We start from the raw sequence: 15,429 nt of genomic DNA, 5'->3' as shown, positions 1-15,429 counted from the left end.
ACACACAAAGCGGCGTCTCAGCAGTTCAGACGGAAACGTTTTGTGTCCAAACGCAAAAAAAGTGCTAGACAGGACGGAATTCCATCCTGCCAAGCACTGTTTCGTAAAAGGATTACTTCTTCGTAATGACAACTTTCTTCTCGACGACATGGCCGCCTAAGTCAGTCAGTTTCAGGTTGTAGACGTTTTGACCTTTTTTCAAGGTGACGGTTTTGTTGATTGTCTTCTTGAATGCACGCATCTCGTATGGTTCTTTGAACGAACGGCGGTATTCAGCATTGCCGTTCAGATCAAAGCGTAACTCATCGTAGTTGTCGCGCAGGACGATTGTCATCTTCGCTGTTTTGGTTTTGCTTGAAACCGTTGTTGGTGCCGTCACGCGGATCGTCGGACGTTCCGAATCGATGATGACTTGACGGCTGAAAGCGACACGGTTGCCTTTTCCATCATACGCTTCGACTTTAAACGATTTCACGCCGTCTGTCGTATACGTGATGTTCTGGCTGAACGCATAGTGCTGTTGCGCGGCATCCCAGCGTAATTTCACGGATTTGCCGTTGATTTTAAATGACTTCACGCCTGACTCATCCGCAACGTTACCTGTTACAGTCACTTGTTGCGACGTCGTTAAGGCGAGTGCTTCCGGTGTGTCGATTTGGACACTCGGCACCGCTTTGTCGACGCCTGATGTGTTGACGTTTTTCTTGACGATGTTGCCCGCGTAATCAGAGACGACGAACGTGACTTTCGCGCGGCTCGGAAGATCCGTCAGCGTGTAATTTTTAGCAGACGGAGCAAGCGGCTGTTTCAAGACACTTTTGCCATCAACGAGAATATCAAATGAAGCGATACCTGTTCCTTGATCACCGGCTGTCCATGAGACGGCCTTCTTGTCAGCATCCCATTTGACTGTCGCAGCCGGTACTTTCGTATCGACATAGATCGGGAATGTCGCGGTCTGCCATTTCGCATTCGGGTAATCGACGACTGATTTCACTTGGTAGTAGTACAAACCGTCTTTGACTTTTGAACCGTTGATCGTTCCATCCCACGCAGCGTTCGTCACCGGCGTAAAGCCTGGCTCCGCTCCACCATCGTAGTAGTTCTTGACGACATCCGACTGAGTTTCGAGTTTACGGAGTGGTGACTGGTTGCGGTCGAGAATCGAATACTCGACTTTCTTCGCATTCCGTAAGAACGATAGAACCGGGAACGCCTCATCCGCGCTGCCGTCTCCGTTCGGAGAGAACGAAACTTTTTCTTTGACGACTTTACCGAGCGCATTCGTGCCGAGGAAGTTGAAGTCATCCTTCACTTCTGTCGCAAGACCCGTGATGCCGTAGAATGTGTTGCCGTCATAGAGCGGCGCATCCACGATCGGTGCTTTGTCCCATGCCCCTTTAAAGCCGACATACGGAACCGTCAACTCTGGGTTTTTGCTGTTGGCATCGACGAGACGGACGAATCCTTCGACGAAGTAGCCGTTTTCGAAGATCGTGTCGAGTGGTGCACCGTTCGCCCAATCCACCGTGTCTTTTAAGTCGACTGTGACGTTCACTTTTGTTGTGCTCTTCGCATTGATCGCGACCGAGCTTGCTTTCTTCGAACCGACCGTGAACGAGATCGGGAACGTGCCTTTGTTGGCATCGACTGCATCAACGGTTCCTTTTTTGAAGATACCGTTTGCCTCGAGGAGGTTCTGACCTTCAACTGCAAGATCCGATTGAACGGTACCGGCCAGTTTGTACGTTAACTTCTCATTGCTGTAGTTCTTCAAATCTAACGTGAAGGTGAACTTGTCACCGACTTGTTTTAAGGCTGCTTTTCCTTCGCCCGATTTCGTTTCCGTCACGACGACCGGTGTTTTCATCGCCGCACGCAAGTCCATCAGACCCGCTCCTTCACGACGCGGCGAGTAATAGTTGCCGGTTTTCGCTTCCGCATTGTACTTCCCTTTATCGAGTTGCGGACGTGACGTGTTCATCAGGATCGTCTTCGCAAGTTTGACACGTGTCGCACCGCTGACCTTAAAGTCCTTGTCGATCCGTTGCATGACGAGCGCCGTCCCACCGGCGACGTGTGGTGCTGCCATCGATGTACCGCTCATGACGCCGTATTCGTTGTCGTTGAGCGTCGAATAGATTTTTCCGCCTGGTGCCGTGATCTCCGGCTTGAAGTCCAGGTTCGGTGTAACGCCCCATGACGTGAAGTCGGACATTTCGCCGGCAACCGGATTCGGACTGGAGACCGCTTTGCCGTCGAACGTCACCGTCAACGCCTTGCCGTCTTTGGCTTTTGCTTCGAGTTCGTTTCCGTCGGCAATGCTTAACGAGACGAGCGGAATCGTTGGTTTATTAAGCGCCATGCTGACATAATCGCCATGATCGACCCGACCGCGGACGATGACACCGGCTGCGCCTTGTTTTTCGGCTTCTGCCTGGATCATCCCGTAGTTGAAGCTGCCGTTCCGAACGACGAAGACGACTTTATCTTTGACGTCTTTATCGGCATAGTTCGCTTCACTGCCATCGCCAACATAGACGACATCCATCTTCTCTTTATCGAAGACCGTAATCGGATTCGGTGAATCTTGTTTTTGATACGCGAGGTAACCGGCGTCCTGTCCGTCAACCGTCAACGCCATTCCTTCGAGTGTCAATTGTGTGTTCTCAACCGACGCAACTTGCAGTGATTCGCTGATCAAACCAGGTGAACCGACGACACCGACGTCTGGATTCGACGCGTACGGGTTTCCGGCGCCGCTTCCGGCAAATGCTGAGTTTCCGGCTGAAATCGCACACAAAATGCCGTTGTTCATCGCATTGACGATTGCTTTTTGTTCCGGATCATCTTTTTGGACGAATGATGCCGTTGAGCCGAGACTCATGTTGATGACGTCTGCGCCAAGCGCAATCGCATCATCGATTGCTTTGATGTAGATGTCACTGAATGTCGACGGCATTCCCGGATCGTTTCCGAATACTTTCATCGCGAGAAGTTGTGTCTCAGGTGCAACCCCTTTGATGCCACCGTTCGCTTCATCGCCGTTGGCACCGACTGTACCGGCAACGTGCATCCCGTGCATCGAAGCACCCGGACCGAGATCGCGGATTTCGCTGTCATGATCCGCATAGTTATAGCCATACGGTACTTTTTCCGTGAAGTAGTTTCCTTTTAGTCCTTTTGACGATTTAAAGCCTTCGACTTTTGATGACGTCAAATCGACTTTTGTTTCCGGGCTGAGGACCATGTCCTTGTGCGTCGGATCGATTCCCGTATCGATGACGGCAACGATCGTGCCTTCCCCTTTATACCCGTAGTCCTGCCACGTCTGCTTCGCATTAACCATGTCTTTACTATGTAACATGTTTGGCGTTGCGCCCTTTTCGACTTCCGGACGCGCATATTCGTGTGCGATATGTACGTTCTTGACCCCGCTTAATTTCTTCAGTTCCTTGATTTCACCATATTTGACTTCCCCGCTGAACCCGTTCAACACGGTCGTGAAGCTTTCCTTATAGGCAACCGCGATGTCTTGTTGTGCAATCGCAGCTTTGACTTCCTTCTGTTTGTTGACGATTTGATTCTTGAGAATCGTTTTTTCCGTGTTGCTTAACGCGCTGTAACGTTTATTCTGAGCTTGCGCGTGCTCGATTGCGGCTTTTTGATCCAGTTCAACGACAATCCGGACCTTCTCATTTTGACTGTATGACTTTTCCTGCCCCGTTTTCTTGAGTGAGAGTGCTTGTGGCTTTTGTACGTCTGCTTTCCCTTGAGATGACAGACTTCCCTCAGCATGAACCAGGCTGGAAGATGTCATGATGGCGGCTGCCACCAATGCAATCTTCTTCTTCATTCGTTTTTCCCCTTTTCCGAAAGATGTAATGTGACCCTAAAAAACATATTAAACGAAAATTCTGTATTTTTAGTTTAATTAAGTTTCTCTTAATATACAATTTAAATTTGGTTCTTTTTAAAAATATTTGTTGGTTTATGTCATCAAAAGTATCAAACTCCCTATATTCCCCTTATTTTATTAAGAAGATTTCTTATAGGAAAACACAAAAAAAACCCTTGGTTTCCCAAGGGTTTTTTGAACATACGGAATGGAGACTATCGGGCTCGAACCGACGACCTTTTGGCTGCCAGCCAAACGCTCTCCCAGCTGAGCTAAGCCCCCGTGTGTTTCTATTAAGAGTATAACCATTTCTGTTCATTTTTTCAATATAAAATTAGACCGCTTACAAAAAAACTCTCCTTGCCGCCTCGACAAGGAGAGTTTCAGTCTTATTTATTTAAGTCACGCATCAAATCCGCCTGTCGCTCCAGTTCTGCTTGTTGCTCCAAGATCAGTACTTTTTTATACGTCCGCGCTGAAATCAGGATACTGATTTCATATAAGACGAACAATGGGACAGAAATCATTAAATGCGAGGTGACGTCCGGCGGTGAGATCAACGCCGCGACGACGAATAACGCAAAGTAGGCATACTTCCGATTCTTCCGCATGAAGAACGGCGTCACGAGTCCAAGCCGTGTCAAAAACATCGTCACGACCGGCAGTTGGAACAGTATTCCAAACGGGATCGTCAAGCGGATCAAAAAGCTGAAATAGTTCTCGACGCCGATGACTTGTTCGATGCCGAGCTCTTGTCCGAGCTCTGTCGATACTTCAAGTAAAAACGGTAACAACCAAAAGTAAGAAAATGAAACACCAGCTAAAAATAAGAAGAACGTTACTGGAATATACGTCAACGTCGCTTTTTGTTCTTGGTCATGCAGACCGGGACGGATGAACGCCCAAAGCTGGTACATCCAAAACGGTGACGCCAAGACGATTGCGATGATGAACGCAAGATTCAGATATAACATCAGTGGATCAGCCACGTTAAAAGCGTTCAGACCAATTCCAAGCTCCTTTAAGTCAGCCTGCAGAAAACGCACAAGCGGACGGACAAGCGGAAAAGCTGCAGCGAACATGACCACCACGATGATGAGCGACCAGATGATCCGTTTCCGGAGTTCATCTAAGTGCGTCGTCATACTCTGCTCTTGATCGATCGCCATGATTCACTCACTTCTCTTTCGTTTCGTCCTTTTTGTCTTTATCATCTTCCATGATGCCGTTTGTCGCACTCTTGAATTCTTTTAACGTCTGACCGGCGGCGCGGCCGAGTTCCGGTAATTTCTTCGGTCCGAAGATGATTAAGGCGACGACACCAATCAAGGCGATGCTCCCCGGGCCGATACCAAGTGTCAACGGGATTAAGTTTTCCATTATGATTTCACTCCTTCAGCTGATTGCGAATAATGCTTCATGAAATAAACAAGCGACTGCAACTCAATCGACAGATCGATGTGATGGACCCGAACATGGGCCGGTACGTTTAATCGTGCCGGTGTAAAGTTCAGAATGCCGGTCACACCATACTCAACTAACTCGTCCGCTACTGACTGTGCGAACTGGGACGGTACCGTCAAGATGGCGACGTCGACATGGTTCGCTTTGATTTGTTCTTTCATATCTGACACGTGGTAAATCGGAACGTCTTGTGTCGTCGTTCCGACCTTCTCCTCATCCGCGTCAAACGCGATGACGATACGAGTACTATTATTCTTTAAAAAGTTATAATTTGCAAACGCTGTCCCGAGGTGTCCGACCCCGATTAAGGCGACATTCGTGACCTCGTCTTGGTTAAGTGTCTTTCGGAAAAATGTTAACAAATGTTGAACATTGTAACCGTACCCCTTTTTCCCTAACGCCCCAAAGTAGGAAAAATCACGACGGATCGTCGCCGAGTCGACTTTGACCGCTTCACTGAGCTCTGCTGACGAGACGCGCAGCTTGCCGGAGTTGTAAAGACTCTGGATGAAACGATAATATAACGGCAGTCGTTTCGCCGTTGCTTGTGGTATTTTTGTGTCTGGCCCATTCATACTGCAGTTCCCCCTTCGGCCACGTTCTGACGTGGCACCCAAATCAATGCAAAGAATTCTACTCTCCTTGATTGTAAACCACTTCACATAGAGTAACAAATATTATATTCGGCAGGATTTTTCGTGATAGACTAAAGGGTGGAAGGATGGATGGATATGATTCTCTTACAAGTAAACCAACTCTCAAAATCATTCGGTGTTGAGCCGATTTTAGACAATATTAAACTCGAAGTACAGGAACGGGACCGGATTGCCCTCGTCGGTCGAAATGGTGCCGGAAAATCGACACTTTTAAAAATCATCGCCGGCGAGCTGTCACATGATTCCGGGGAAATCATGAAGAGCAAGGAAGTCCGGATCGGTTACCTCGCTCAGGACAGCGGACTGGAGTCCAACGAATCGATTTGGAACGAGATGCTGACCGTCTTCGAACACCTGCAGGATCAAGAACGGGCGTTACGCCGGATGGAAATCGAGATGGGCATGGAGCACATCTTGAATGATCCGGTCGCCTACGATCGGTTGCTCAAAACCTACGATCAGGCACAACACGACTTCTCGGAAGCCGGCGGCTATCAGTTTGAAGCCAACATCCGCTCCGTCTTACACGGGATGCGCTTTTATCCGGACGATTATTCCCGCCGGATTCAAACACTTTCCGGTGGTCAACGGACCCGTCTCGCCCTGGCGAAGATGTTGCTGCAGGCACCGGAACTGTTGATTCTCGATGAGCCGACCAATCACCTCGACATCGATACCCTGTCTTGGCTCGAAAGTTACTTATCCGGTTACCGCGGCGCCGTCCTGATCGTCTCCCATGACCGGTATTTCCTCGATCAAGTCGTCAATGTCGTTTATGAATTGTCCCGCAACGTCTCCCGGAAGTTTACCGGCAACTATACGAAGTATCTCGAACAAAAAGCGGCGTTGTACGAACAGGAAATGAAACAGTTTGAACAGCAGCAGGAAGACATCGCGAAGATGCAGGACTTCATCCAGCGTAACATCGCCCGCGCGACGACGACGAAACGGGCGCAAAGCGTCCGCAAACGTCTTGAGAAGGTCGACCGGATCGATCGACCGGACGGCGACGAACGCAGTACGGTCCTGTCGTTCCCGATTGAAAAGCAAAGCGGCAATGACGTGCTGCAGGTGAACCAACTTGCCGTCGGTTATGAAGAAGCTGTCTCAAAAAACATCACGTTCCGTCTCCAACGTGCCGAGTCGCTGGCGCTCGTCGGTCCAAACGGAATCGGCAAATCAACGTTACTGAAAGTCCTCGTCGGTCGTCTGAAACCGCTGTTCGGTGACTATCGTTTTGGCACCGGCGTTTCGATCGGCTACTACGATCAGGAGCAGGCGGAACTGAACGACCGCAACCGGGTCATCGACGAGATTTGGAACGAATGGCCGTTGATGCGGGAACAGGAAGTCCGGTCCGTTCTCGGACAATTCCTCTTCAGCGGAGACGACGTCTTTAAGCTCGTCCATGAATTATCCGGCGGCGAACGCGGACGATTGGCACTGGCGAAGCTGAAATTACGGAAAACGAATCTCCTTGTCCTCGATGAGCCGACGAACCACTTGGATCTCGACTCCAAAATGGTGCTTGAGAATGCCCTCGTCGATTACGAAGGGACGTTACTGTTCGTCTCCCACGACCGTTACTTCATCGACCGGGTCGCGACCCGCGTCATCGAGATGAGTGTCGATGGTGTGACCGATTACCTCGGCGACTACTCGTACTACATGGAGAAAAAAGCCGAGAAGGAAGAAATCGCCCGCCTCGAAGCGGAAGAAGCGAAAGCAATCAAAGTCGCATCGACGAAGACGATTGATAAGGAAGCCCAAAAAGAAGCACGCAAAAAGAAACAGCAACTCGAACAGCTGGAACAAGAGATTGAACGGTTGGAGAACCGGTCGGTCGAAATCGAACAGCTGTTGTGCGAACCGGAAGTCTTTAATGACATTCCGAAAGCGACTGCCCTGTCGGCGGAGCGCGACCAGATTGATGTCGACTTACTCGAGCTCATGGAACAGTGGGAGTCGTTCCACTGATGCGTTCGAAAAGTTACTTGATCAATCTCATTCAAGGTCTATTGTCCGGTGTACTCTATTTTGTCCCGATGTATGCGGATTACGTTTCGGTTTTCATCCGTCCGGATGGATTAAATGCCGTGTACCCGTTGTTTATCTTAATCTCCTGTATGATCGGTCTTGTCATTCAGACATGGAGCGGTCTGTTCATCAGTCTGTTGTCCGGCTTATTCTGTACGCTCCTGACGACGCAATTATTCGTTGAACTCAATGATCCGATGATCATCCTGTATTATGGAGCAGTGTCACCGCTCGTTGCGTTTCTGATCAGTTGTGTCGGGATCTGGGCCCTTGCCGTGTTGTTTTATCTGCTGGACGGTTTCCAGTACAGCAAACGTCATAAAGTGGAATAGGCAACAAAAATAGACGAGGAAAGCGGATGTCGAATCTGCTTTTCTCGTCTATTTGTATCGCGTTGTCTTATTTCGTAGGACGCGCAATCGTGAAGATGTCACCAATCTTCGCATAATCATTTCCGGCGAGACGGGCAATTGCGCCTAAACCGTCGGCATCAATTCGGAACGAGTCCACGAGTTCATCTGCGACGTGATACCGTACGACTTCGCCGATCAATAAATCAGCTGCCTCCAGCTCAACGTGTTGCGTCAGTTTCAGTTCAAAGCGAATCTTCGCTTCGGCAACTGCCGGGACGTCAATCAGATCGCTGTCGATCAACGTCAGGTTCGTCCGCTCCAGTTCACTTTCACCGTAAGCGAGCGGGGCTGCCGTTTCGTTGACCGCTTCGACAATCTCTTCACTGACGATATGAATGACATACTCCTGATTGAGTAAGATATTTTTGGCTGTATCTTTTTCCCCTTGATCCGTCTTTTGGACTGCGATCAATAATTGCGGCGGATGGCTTGAGGCGACCGTGAAAAACGAAAACGGCGCAGCATTAATCGTTCCGTCCGCACCTTTTGTCGTCACGAAGGCAATCGGTCGCGGGATGATGCTCCCGATCAACAATTTATAATTTTCTTTTGGACTGAGTGACTGTGCATCAAACTTCATTGTTCATTACCCGCTTTCTCTGATCACCCGAGCATGGCTGCGAGCGAATAGTCTCCAGCACCAATCAATGCGACGCCGAGGGCGATGACGATCAGGGCCATGTTGTATTCGTACCCGTTCTGTGTGACCCAGTAACCATTTTGACCGTGGACCTTGATGATTGCGATGAGCATCGATCCGATGATCAGGGCGGCAGCGAACCATAAGAACAAACCACCGGCAAACAACAAACCACCGACGAGTTCCGCCAGTCCTGCCGTAATTGCGAGTGTTTTACCCGGCTTCATCCCGATCGACTCGAACCAGCCACCCGTCCCTGCAATGCCATGCCCTCCGAACCAGCCAAACAGTTTTTGTGTCCCGTGTGCGGCAAATGTTAATCCAATCACCAATCGAATAAGAAATAATCCTAAATCCATCATCTTGATTAAAACCCCTTTTACTTAATGTTTTTTAATTACTTTTCGTAACCTAAATATGACTATAAATCATCACTTACTAAAAGTAAATAGATTTGTTTTTGTTCTTTTTGTTACATTAAGTAAAATGATTCGATTTTTTTAGTGGAAGCGGGTATACTACAAGTATAGAAAGGATGAGTGCTGATGGAAGAGACATTGATTCCGACTGCCCTTTGTCCGAAAGTCGAACATGCCTTTGAAATTTTGGGCAAGAAGTGGACGGGCTTGATTTTACGTCATCTGATGACGAAGACCTGTCGTTTCAACGAAATTCAAGATGCGATTCCGGAGTTATCTGGTCGTATGTTAACGGAGCGCATGAAGGAACTTGAGGCGGAAGGTATTGTCATCCGGACCGTCATTCCGGAACGTCCGATTAAAATTCAATACAGTTTGACTGACAAAGGTCGTCAGCTTGAACCTGTCATTCGTTCAATCGAAGAATGGGCCGAGCTCCAAGACTGACACAAAAAAGACTCTCCCAATCGTGTGGAGAGCCTTTTTTTATTTCTTTTTTTGCATTGAGAACGATTATCAATTAAACTGAAGAGGTTCACTTATGGAGAAAGGATGATTCAGATGAACATCATGATTGGTTTTGTCAGCATGTCCGGCAACACGGAAGACATCGTGCAGATCTTGCAGTCGGAACTCGAGCGCAAGGGCTGTACGGTTCACATACAAGAGCTCGATCAGTTATACCCGTCCGACTTTTCCAAGTATGATGCCGTTTTACTCGGCTCCTACACGTGGGGGGACGGCGATTTACCGTATGAAGCAGAAGACTTCGTCGACGAGTTGGGGGAAAGTGCGTTAAACGGCTTACCTGCTGCCGCCTTTGGCTCCGGTGACCTCGATTATCCCAAATACTGTGCAGCCGTCGATACGTTGGAGCAGACGCTCACGTCCGCGGGCGCGACGATTGTCGTTCCCGGGCTGAAGATTGAGTTTGATCCGGATACACCTGAGAAACAAGCCGCCTGTCGCACGTTTGCGAATGAATTTTTCGTCCGGGCACAACGGCTTCACGCTTAACCGGAAAGAACCTCGACTTCAGCCGAGGTTCTTTTTTGCTTTCCAGCGTTTTTGGAGATACCAAGGAACAATCGTCAAGACAAGAAAGACGACAATCGCACCGATGATGATTTGCGGATCCTTCGAGACGATGCTGCTGCCCAAAAAATTATAGGCAAATGTCCCGGGGATGATTCCGATCAACGTCGCTAGGAAAAAGGACAGCAAACGGACTTTCGACAGTCCGGCTGCATAGCTGATCAAATCGAAGTTGAAAATCGGAAGCAAACGGAAAATCAACACATAGATAAATCCATTTTTTTCGAGTTGCTGCTGAATCTGCTCCACTTTTCCGGCATTCGCCTTCTCCTTGATCAGTCCGCTTCCAAGCTTTCGTGCGACTAAAAAGGCAACGACCGCCCCGAGCGTCGCTCCGATCACTGTATAGATTGTTCCCATCCAGGCACCAAAGGCCAGTCCGCCGGTAATCGACAGGACGGATGCCGGAAAGAAAATCAACGGGCGGATCGTATAGAGGAGAATATAGAGAATCGGCGCCCACATTCCGAACGATAAAATCCACTCCTTGATATCTGTCGGGTTAATATCGAGATAGGCACGGCTGAACCAGATCAGTCCGCTGATGATCAGGACCAGCAGAAGAATTCGCATAATTTTTTGTTGGCGTGTCATAAAATGTCTCATTTCCTTTCCTGTAGACCCTGGTCTTATCTATCAGTTCCCGAATCCGACTTGCGTCACGCCTCCGGTTACACTTGAAATGGGTGTTTCAGCTGTAACGCTTTATGGGAACTAGCTAAAAGAGAATAATCTGGAAAGCAGAAAGGTGATCAGAATGACACAACCGATTAAAGCCCTAGTCTTTGACGTGTACGGGACCTTATTTGATGTCCACTCCGTCAAAGTAAAAGCAGAAGAATTGTATCCGGAACATGGAGAAGCGATCAGCCAAGCCTGGCGCCAAAAGCAGCTCGAGTACTCGTTTTTACGTCAGTTGAACGGTCAATACGTTCCGTTCAGTCAAGTAACGCGTGATGCGCTCCGGTATGCCTTGCTACAACTCAAACTGCATGTCACGGAAGAACATATTGCTGACTTGATGGAGGTCTATTTGCAACTCGAGCATTACCCGGAAGTCGATGCCGTCCTCCGGCAGATGGGGGATAAACAACTGGCGGTCTTCTCAAACGGATCACACGATATGCTCGATCCGTTGATGGAACAGTCCGGACTGGCCGAATGGTTCGACCATATCATCAGCGTTGATGACATCAAACAATATAAACCGACTCCGGCATCCTACATGCATGCCCTCAACACACTGGGGCTGAAGCGGGAAGAAGTCCTGTTCATGTCGTCGAACGGTTGGGACATCACCGGTGCCAAAAGTTTTGGTTTTCGGACAGCATGGATCAATCGGGCAGGTCTGCCGGTCGAAGAGTTGAATCTCGATCCGGACAGCATTTACGATGATTTGAACGGTCTGCTGGAGTGGAAATAAAAACAAGCGATGTTCCCCCACGAATATTGGGAGAGCATCGCTTATTTTAATAGTTCGCCAGACGCGAGAATCCTCTTTTAAAGAGATCAAGCTTCAAGCCACCGTCTTTCTCGATGAAAAACAGGTATTCTTTTTGATCCGTATCTTTATAAAAGACTTTGTAGAGCGTCAACGTCCGTTTTTTATTGTTTTCACTGGCCACGACCTGGTGCTTCGAGATGACCTCCGCTTGGATTTGTTCGGCATCCAGTCGGTCGATCATCGGTTGGAAGGATTTCTTTTCCTGATCCGTCGCCGGCTTACCTGGCGCGATCGTAAAGAAGTCATCACTCGCTTTATTCGTCAAACCGTATTTCCGGTCGACCAATACCACGTTCTTTAGTTCACCGTTGACGGTCTGATCAAACGCATACAGCTTCTCGATCCGTGTCTGTTCACCTTCCGCACGACCGATTTCGTACAGGGGCTGCTGTTTCGTATTCGCTTCAACTGCTTTTTTATCTGGTACGAGCTCTTCTTTATAGGCGATTTGATACGCATCGACGATTTCCCGAATCTGTAAACCGATTGCGACAATGACGAGTACACCTAATAACGCGATGATGACTTTTTTCATTCCCTTATTTCCCCCATGTCTCTCGAATTCCTTACTTTAAATCTAGCCCAGGTTCGGCATTCATGGCAAGTGTCGATTGGCGGCCGGCCCGATATGGATGAATGGCTGCTGCTCCGATCATCGCGGCATTGTCACCGCATAAGTGCATCGGCGGGATGACGAGCTCGATCCCTTCACGTTGACAGGCTTCGGTCAACCCTTTCCGTAACCCTTGGTTCGCGGCAACACCACCGGCAACGAGCAGCTGTGTCCCGCCCTTTTCCTTGACGGCCCGAATCGCTTTTGTGACGAGGACTTCGACGACGCTCGCTTGAAAACTGGCTGCCAAGTCTTCCGGGATGATGACTTCCCCCCGTTGTTCCGCATTGTGGACGGCATTGATGACAGAGGATTTTAAGCCGCTGAAACTAAAGTCATATGACTCTTTCTCGAGCCAAATCCGTGGGAAATGGAACGTATCCTGTCCTGTTTGCGCCAGTTGATCGATCCGGGGACCACCTGGATAAGGGAGCTTCAAGGTCCGCGCCACTTTGTCATACGCTTCTCCGGCTGCATCATCACGGGTTTCCCCGATTACTTCGTAGACGCCGTCTTCCGGCATATAAATCAATTCCGTATGTCCTCCTGAAGCAATCAAACAGACGAGCGGGAACTGAAGTTCTTGCACAAGACGATTGGCATAAATATGACCCGCGATGTGGTGAACACCAATCAATGGTTTACTGTGAGCAAAGGCCAATGCCTTGGCCGCGCTGACACCGACGAGGAGGGCACCGACAAGACCGGGTCCTTCCGTGACGGCAATCGCATCGATCTCATCAATCGTGACGCCGGCTTCCGTCAAGGCATCATCAATGACATATGTGATCCGTTCCACATGATGACGGGAAGCAACTTCCGGCACGACCCCGCCAAAACGTTTATGACTCTCGATTTGAGACGAGACGACATTCGAAAGTACATCCGTCCCCCCGCGCACGACAGCAGCGGCTGTCTCATCACAACTGGATTCAATTGCTAATATCAACGGTTGTGTCATAGCTTGTCTCCTTCTAGTTCCAACCAATAGATGGCTGCATCTTCATTATTGTCCTGATAATAACGTTTCCGTGTCCCGGCGTATAAAAAACCAAGTTTTTCGTACAAGGTCCGCGCCGGTGTATTCGAGACACGCACTTCGAGTGTCATCGCCCGTAACCCAAGCTGTTTGGCTTCCGCGATCAACGCAACGAGCAGAGCTTCTCCGATTCCCATGCCACGTGTTGCCCGTTTGACGGCAACGTTCGTGATATGGCCCTCATCCGCAATATGCCACAGTCCGGCAAATCCGATGATTTCTTCTGCTTCTGCGACCAAATAATAGGCATTCGGATTTTGCGTCATCTCCGCTACAAATGCTTCCAGTGTCCACGGCGTCGCAAAGGACTCCCGTTCCACGGCATGAACGCCGGGTGCGTCAGCGACCGTCATTTTTCGAATCAAGACGTCACTCATGACGTTGTGCCTCAATCCATTTGGCTTCCGCTTCCGCGAGACGAAGGTAACGCGGCTCAAAGGCATGAGTCTCGACAGATTGCCGTGTTGCGCCAAGCAATGCCAGAACACCGGCACGTGGAGCGCGGAATGCCGGATCAACGATGGCGAACGGTTCCAGTTCCGATCCGAACTTGTCCGTATCCCCCGTCACTTTCGTATCCGTCGGCAAGTTTTTGACGAAATCTGCGACCAATGTATGTTGCTCTTCTCCGACCAATTGACCGTTTTCGTACAGACCAACGAATCCTGTTCCGCGGCGGGCGTCTTGAATCGCTACGATCCGACCGGTCGAGCCGGCGGATGCTGCCATCAGTTCAAGCGTCGACACAGGAACCAGTTCGATTCCGAGTGTATAGGCTAACGTCTTGGCCGTTGTTGCTCCAATCCGGAGACCGGTATACGAACCGGGTCCATCCGCAATGACGACACGGGTCAAATCGCGCGGCGACCAGCGGACTTCCTGCATCATGCGCTCAAGCAAAGGCATTAATTTTGTTGCATGGTTCAACGAGGTCACATAAGAGGCTTCTGCCAAGATCTGTTTCCCGTCCGATAACGCAACAGACAGTTGTTTCGTCGATGTATCAATCGCTACGATTTTCATGGATATAACCCCTCACATATCTTGATGTACTGTTCACCGATTGGTTCAAGCAAAAAACGACGTGAGTCATCGCCTGTCCGTTCAATCGTGATCGCAAGGCGTTCCGGTGGAAGGACATCAGCAATCAATTCCGACCATTCGACGACAGCGACACCATCTCCATTCAAATATTCTTCAAGACCGATGTCATCTCCGCCTTCGAGACGGTAGACATCCATATGGTAAAGCGGCAATCGTCCAGTATAGACCTTCATGATCGTAAACGTCGGACTGTTGACGTTTCGGGTCACACCCAACCCCTTGGCGAATCCTTGGGTGAAGGTTGTCTTTCCTGCCCCCAAGTCCCCGTCGAGCGTCACGACCATCCCTTTGAAGGCACGGTGCCCCAGTTCAACGGCAAGCGCCGTCGTCTGTTCGAGGTTCGTCATTTCAAGTTTCATCATCTGTGTCCCTCCTCCTTTTCTCTTACTCCATTGTACCGAACAAAAAAGGCAAAAAAAAATACGAAACGCTGAACGTTTCGTAGTAAAGTTGAAGTTAAGTTTAAAATTGGTTGCGGGGGCCGGATTTGAACCGACGACCTTTGGGTTATGAGCCCAACGAGCTACCAGACTGCTCCACCCCGCGA

17 protein-coding genes and 2 tRNA genes are annotated in these 15,429 nt (G+C 49.4%); 5 read left to right on the top strand and 14 right to left on the bottom strand.

Translation table 11 applies throughout. The annotated features are described in order from the left end of the window. Positions 1-112 precede the first annotated feature (112 nt). From P397_RS0102575 to P397_RS0102555, 5 genes are all read right to left on the bottom strand, one after another. The gene (locus P397_RS0102575; RefSeq protein WP_028105510.1) at positions 113-3,856 is read right to left on the bottom strand and encodes a S8 family serine peptidase; all 3,744 of its coding nucleotides are present in this window, start codon (positions 3,854-3,856) and stop codon (positions 113-115) included. 251 nt (positions 3,857-4,107) lie between these two features. Further along, positions 4,108-4,180, bottom strand: a tRNA-Ala gene (locus P397_RS0102570). Positions 4,181-4,287: 107 nt separating this feature from the next. Next, entirely contained in the window at positions 4,288-5,067 is a 780-nt protein-coding gene (gene tatC, locus P397_RS0102565; protein ID WP_028105509.1) for a twin-arginine translocase subunit TatC, read from the bottom strand. A gap of 7 nt (positions 5,068-5,074) precedes the next feature. Further along, positions 5,075-5,278, bottom strand: a complete 204-nt coding sequence (locus P397_RS0102560; RefSeq protein ID WP_026831823.1) for a twin-arginine translocase TatA/TatE family subunit — start codon at positions 5,276-5,278, stop codon at positions 5,075-5,077. Further along, positions 5,278-5,937 (bottom strand): redox-sensing transcriptional repressor Rex, encoded by a 660-nt coding sequence (locus P397_RS0102555; protein ID WP_026831822.1) that lies wholly within the window; start codon positions 5,935-5,937, stop codon positions 5,278-5,280. The genes P397_RS0102560 and P397_RS0102555 overlap by 1 nt, the downstream gene beginning before the upstream one ends. A 156-nt stretch (positions 5,938-6,093) precedes the next feature. Here P397_RS0102555 and P397_RS0102550 point away from each other — a divergent pair, with 156 nt between their 5' ends. Both P397_RS0102550 and P397_RS0102545 read left to right on the top strand, forming a co-directional pair. Continuing rightward, positions 6,094-7,995: an ABC-F family ATP-binding cassette domain-containing protein gene (locus P397_RS0102550; protein WP_026831821.1), complete on the top strand. Its 1,902-nt coding sequence runs from the start codon at positions 6,094-6,096 to the stop codon at positions 7,993-7,995. Beyond that, positions 7,995-8,387, top strand: coding sequence for a hypothetical protein (locus P397_RS0102545; protein WP_026831820.1), 393 nt, complete (start codon positions 7,995-7,997; stop codon positions 8,385-8,387). The genes P397_RS0102550 and P397_RS0102545 overlap by 1 nt, the downstream gene beginning before the upstream one ends. Before the next feature lie 67 nt (positions 8,388-8,454). Here P397_RS0102545 and P397_RS0102540 read toward each other — a convergent pair whose 3' ends face one another. Together P397_RS0102540 and P397_RS0102535 are read right to left on the bottom strand one after the other, a co-directional pair. Further along, a complete protein-coding gene (locus P397_RS0102540; RefSeq protein ID WP_028105508.1) occupies positions 8,455-9,048 on the bottom strand; it encodes a flavin reductase family protein in 594 nt (197 codons plus the stop codon). Between the two features lie 23 nt (positions 9,049-9,071). After that, a complete protein-coding gene (locus P397_RS0102535; protein ID WP_026831818.1) occupies positions 9,072-9,470 on the bottom strand; it encodes a DoxX family protein in 399 nt (132 codons plus the stop codon). 183 nt (positions 9,471-9,653) lie between these two features. Between P397_RS0102535 and P397_RS0102530 the strand changes: the two genes are divergently transcribed. Together P397_RS0102530 and P397_RS0102525 are read left to right on the top strand one after the other, a co-directional pair. Continuing rightward, positions 9,654-9,974, top strand: coding sequence for a winged helix-turn-helix transcriptional regulator (locus P397_RS0102530; RefSeq protein ID WP_012371654.1), 321 nt, complete (start codon positions 9,654-9,656; stop codon positions 9,972-9,974). Between the two features lie 114 nt (positions 9,975-10,088). Next, on the top strand, positions 10,089-10,544 hold the full coding sequence (locus tag P397_RS0102525) for a flavodoxin (RefSeq protein ID WP_035414024.1): 456 nt from the start codon (positions 10,089-10,091) through the stop codon (positions 10,542-10,544). 18 nt (positions 10,545-10,562) lie between these two features. On the opposite strand, the gene P397_RS0102520 is transcribed toward P397_RS0102525, so the two are convergent. Further along, complete coding sequence (locus P397_RS0102520; RefSeq protein ID WP_028105506.1) at positions 10,563-11,216, bottom strand: TVP38/TMEM64 family protein; 654 nt, start codon at positions 11,214-11,216, stop codon at positions 10,563-10,565. Between the two features lie 163 nt (positions 11,217-11,379). On the opposite strand from P397_RS0102520, the gene P397_RS0102515 reads away from it, so the two are divergent. Continuing rightward, a complete protein-coding gene (locus tag P397_RS0102515; protein WP_028105505.1) occupies positions 11,380-12,045 on the top strand; it encodes a haloacid dehalogenase type II in 666 nt (221 codons plus the stop codon). 46 nt (positions 12,046-12,091) lie between these two features. Here P397_RS0102515 and P397_RS0102510 read toward each other — a convergent pair whose 3' ends face one another. The 6 genes from P397_RS0102510 to P397_RS0102485 all read right to left on the bottom strand — a co-directional run bounded on the left by P397_RS0102510 (position 12,092) and on the right by P397_RS0102485 (position 15,428). Continuing rightward, entirely contained in the window at positions 12,092-12,661 is a 570-nt protein-coding gene (locus tag P397_RS0102510) for a hypothetical protein (protein ID WP_026831814.1), read from the bottom strand. Between the two features lie 31 nt (positions 12,662-12,692). Further along, positions 12,693-13,700, bottom strand: coding sequence for a tRNA (adenosine(37)-N6)-threonylcarbamoyltransferase complex transferase subunit TsaD (gene tsaD, locus P397_RS0102505; RefSeq protein ID WP_026831813.1), 1,008 nt, complete (start codon positions 13,698-13,700; stop codon positions 12,693-12,695). Continuing rightward, positions 13,697-14,155, bottom strand: a complete 459-nt coding sequence (rimI, locus tag P397_RS0102500; protein WP_026831812.1) for a ribosomal protein S18-alanine N-acetyltransferase — start codon at positions 14,153-14,155, stop codon at positions 13,697-13,699. The genes tsaD and rimI overlap by 4 nt, the downstream gene beginning before the upstream one ends. Then, positions 14,148-14,801: a tRNA (adenosine(37)-N6)-threonylcarbamoyltransferase complex dimerization subunit type 1 TsaB gene (gene tsaB, locus P397_RS0102495; RefSeq protein ID WP_028105504.1), complete on the bottom strand. Its 654-nt coding sequence runs from the start codon at positions 14,799-14,801 to the stop codon at positions 14,148-14,150. Before tsaB ends, rimI begins: the two co-directional genes overlap by 8 nt. Next, a complete protein-coding gene (tsaE, locus tag P397_RS0102490; RefSeq protein ID WP_026831810.1) occupies positions 14,798-15,244 on the bottom strand; it encodes a tRNA (adenosine(37)-N6)-threonylcarbamoyltransferase complex ATPase subunit type 1 TsaE in 447 nt (148 codons plus the stop codon). Before tsaE ends, tsaB begins: the two co-directional genes overlap by 4 nt. 107 nt (positions 15,245-15,351) lie before the next feature. Continuing rightward, positions 15,352-15,428 (bottom strand) — tRNA-Met (locus tag P397_RS0102485). Between the last annotated feature and the right edge of the window lies 1 nt (position 15,429).

The organism is Exiguobacterium undae DSM 14481, from assembly GCF_000620805.1.
GTDB lineage: Bacteria > Bacillota > Bacilli > Exiguobacteriales > Exiguobacteriaceae > Exiguobacterium_A > Exiguobacterium_A undae.
This window is presented reverse-complemented; position numbering and strand designations above follow the sequence as displayed.